The 2,328-nt window shown below is 66.2% G+C and carries 3 protein-coding genes and 1 pseudogene; 2 read left to right on the forward strand and 2 right to left on the reverse strand.

Annotation, left to right across the window (positions count from 1 at the left end; genetic code table 11):
• A pseudogene (locus tag EOA27_RS32440) lies at positions 1-429 on the forward strand (low molecular weight protein-tyrosine-phosphatase); the annotation flags it as partial.
• Here EOA27_RS32440 and thpR read toward each other — a convergent pair.
• Positions 336-929 (reverse strand): RNA 2',3'-cyclic phosphodiesterase, encoded by a 594-nt coding sequence (gene thpR / locus EOA27_RS32445; protein ID WP_126080428.1) that lies wholly within the window; start codon positions 927-929, stop codon positions 336-338. The pseudogene EOA27_RS32440 and the gene thpR sit on opposite strands and share 94 nt — an antisense overlap.
• 118 nt (positions 930-1,047) lie before the next feature.
• Positions 1,048-1,710, reverse strand: a complete 663-nt coding sequence (locus EOA27_RS32450) for an arylesterase (RefSeq protein WP_126080429.1) — start codon at positions 1,708-1,710, stop codon at positions 1,048-1,050.
• A gap of 82 nt (positions 1,711-1,792) precedes the next feature.
• Here EOA27_RS32450 and EOA27_RS32455 point away from each other — a divergent pair.
• Positions 1,793-2,328: ATP-binding cassette domain-containing protein (locus tag EOA27_RS32455; RefSeq protein ID WP_127258288.1), on the forward strand; the 536-nt coding region annotated here is incomplete at its 3' end.

Below are 2,328 nucleotides of genomic sequence, written 5' to 3' on the forward strand. Positions count from 1 at the left end.
CGTCTGGGCCGAGCGTGGCCGGGGCCACGAAATGCTGCTCGATTCGGCGGGACCGGCGGCTGGCATGCCGGCCAGGAGCCGGACCGGCGCTCGATCGCGGTTGCCGCGAAGCACGGCATCGACATTTCAGGGCAGAGGGCACGCAAGGTGCTGCCGGGGGATTTTTCGCGCTTCGACCTGATCCTCGGGATGGACCGGGCAAATGTGCGCGACCTCAAGGCACTGGCGCCGCAGGCCGCGCGAGACCGCGTCCATCTTTATCTGGATTTCGCCACGGGAAGGGCCGCGGACGTGCCGGATCCCTATTATGACGGCGCCGAGGCCTTCGCCTCGGTCTACCGCATGATCCGCGAGGCGTCGGAGGCGCTGGCGAAGCGGCTCGAGGCGAGCGTTTCGGCGACCAGCGGCCAGGCTTCCTCGACGATGTAAGGGCCGCCGCCAACCGAATCGCGCGACGACATCAGCACGAAGCGGCCGACACGGAAGGGCAACGCGGCGAAATTGCCGCGCGCCGAAAGATATTGCGCGACGTCGAGCGGGCTTGCGTTGCGCAGGCGCGCCAGCGTCACATGCGGCGAGAATTTGCGCGGGTCGGCCGGTAGGCCGAGCCGCTGGCAGATGCGGTCGATCTCGCCCTGCAGCGCCGTCAGGTCCGGCGAGGCGGACACGCCGGCCCACACCGCATGCGGCTTCTTGCCGCCAAAGGCGCCGACGCCCGAGAGCGTCATCTGGAATGAGGGGCGGTGAACCCTGTCGAGGGCGTTGGCGATCTCGTCGGCGACATGGCCTTCGACATCGCCGATGAAGCGCAGCGTCAGATGGTAGTTTTCGACGTCGATCCAGCGCGCCCCGGGCAGCCCGCCCCGGAGCAGGGACAAGGAGAGAGCGGCGTCACGCGGAATTTCGAGGGCGGTGAAAAGACGTGGCATGTGAAGCCTCCTGTCCTCGAATCGAAACTCTCGGCCCTAGCGAATCATCGATATCAGCGCGGGGCAAGCGGTTTGTTGTCCACAATGTTTCCCCAGCGGAAAGCGTGGCTTTTCGGTCTCATGACGCACCGCCATTCGCGGCAATGGCCTTCTCGACCACGGGAAGGATACGCTCGACCATGATGTCGACCCCCTTGGGGTTGGGATGCAGGCCGTCTTCCAGCTGCATGTCGGCGTGGCCGGCGACGCCGTCGAGGAAGAACGGATAGAGCGGGACGCCGTATTTCTCCGCAAGCCGCGGATAGATGGCGTCGAAGGCCTTCTGGTAGTCGGCGCCGAGATTGGGCGCGGCGCGCATGCCGGCGAGCAGTACCGGGATCTTGCGCTGCTTCAGCTTGCCGAGCATGGCGTCGAGGTTCTTCTCAGCGATGCCGGGTGAAAGGCCGCGCAGCATGTCGTTGGCGCCGAGCTCGAGGATCACCAGCCTTGTGCCGTCCGGCACCGACCAGTCGAGCCGCGCCAGGCCGCCGCTCGAGGTGTCGCCGGACACGCCGGCATTGGCCACGGCGACGTCGAGGCCCTTCGCCTTCAAGGCTGCCTGCAGCCTGTCGGTGAAACCCTGGCCAGGGCCGAGACTGTAGCCCGCCATCAGGCTGTCGCCGAAGCCGACGATGGTGAAGCTGGCGGCGCGCGCCGACGAAATGGCGCCGCAAAGGCCAAGGAAAAGGATGAGGGCTGCGAAAACGACGGGGGCTGCGGCAAAACGATGTTTGAATGCCATGCGGCGAGCCCCATATGACCGGAACAACCCAAGGAAGGAGACACGGGCCGTCTCCTTTTTCCACATATAGGGCGCTTTTATTGTGACAGAAGCCGTCATCGCGTTGAGGGACGTATCGCTGACGCTCGGCGAGGGCGCGTCCTCCGTCCATGTGCTGAAGGGCGTGAGCCTCGACGTCGCGGCCGGGCAAGCCACCGGCATTGTCGGCCCATCGGGCTCGGGCAAGTCGACGCTGCTGATGGTTCTTGCCGGCCTGGAAAGGGTCGATTCGGGCACGGTTCGGATCGCCGGCGAATTGCTCAACGGAAAAAGCGAGGATCAGATTGCTTCATTTCGAGGGCGAAACATCGGCATCGTATTCCAGTCCTTCCATCTCATCCCCAACATGACCGCGCTGGAGAATGTCGCGGTGCCGCTCGAGCTCGCCGGACATGGCGACCCGTTCGGGGTGGCCGCGCGCGAGCTCGCGGCGGTCGGCTTGAGCGACCGTGTGACGCATTATCCGGGCGAGCTTTCCGGCGGCGAGCAGCAGCGCGTGGCGATCGCCCGGGCGCTGGCGCCGTCGCCGCGCATCCTCATCGCCGACGAGCCGACCGGCAATCTCGACCAGGCGACGGG

Origin of the sequence: Mesorhizobium sp. M2A.F.Ca.ET.037.01.1.1 (genome assembly GCF_003998075.1) — a bacterium.
In the GTDB taxonomy this organism is placed as follows: domain Bacteria; phylum Pseudomonadota; class Alphaproteobacteria; order Rhizobiales; family Rhizobiaceae; genus Mesorhizobium.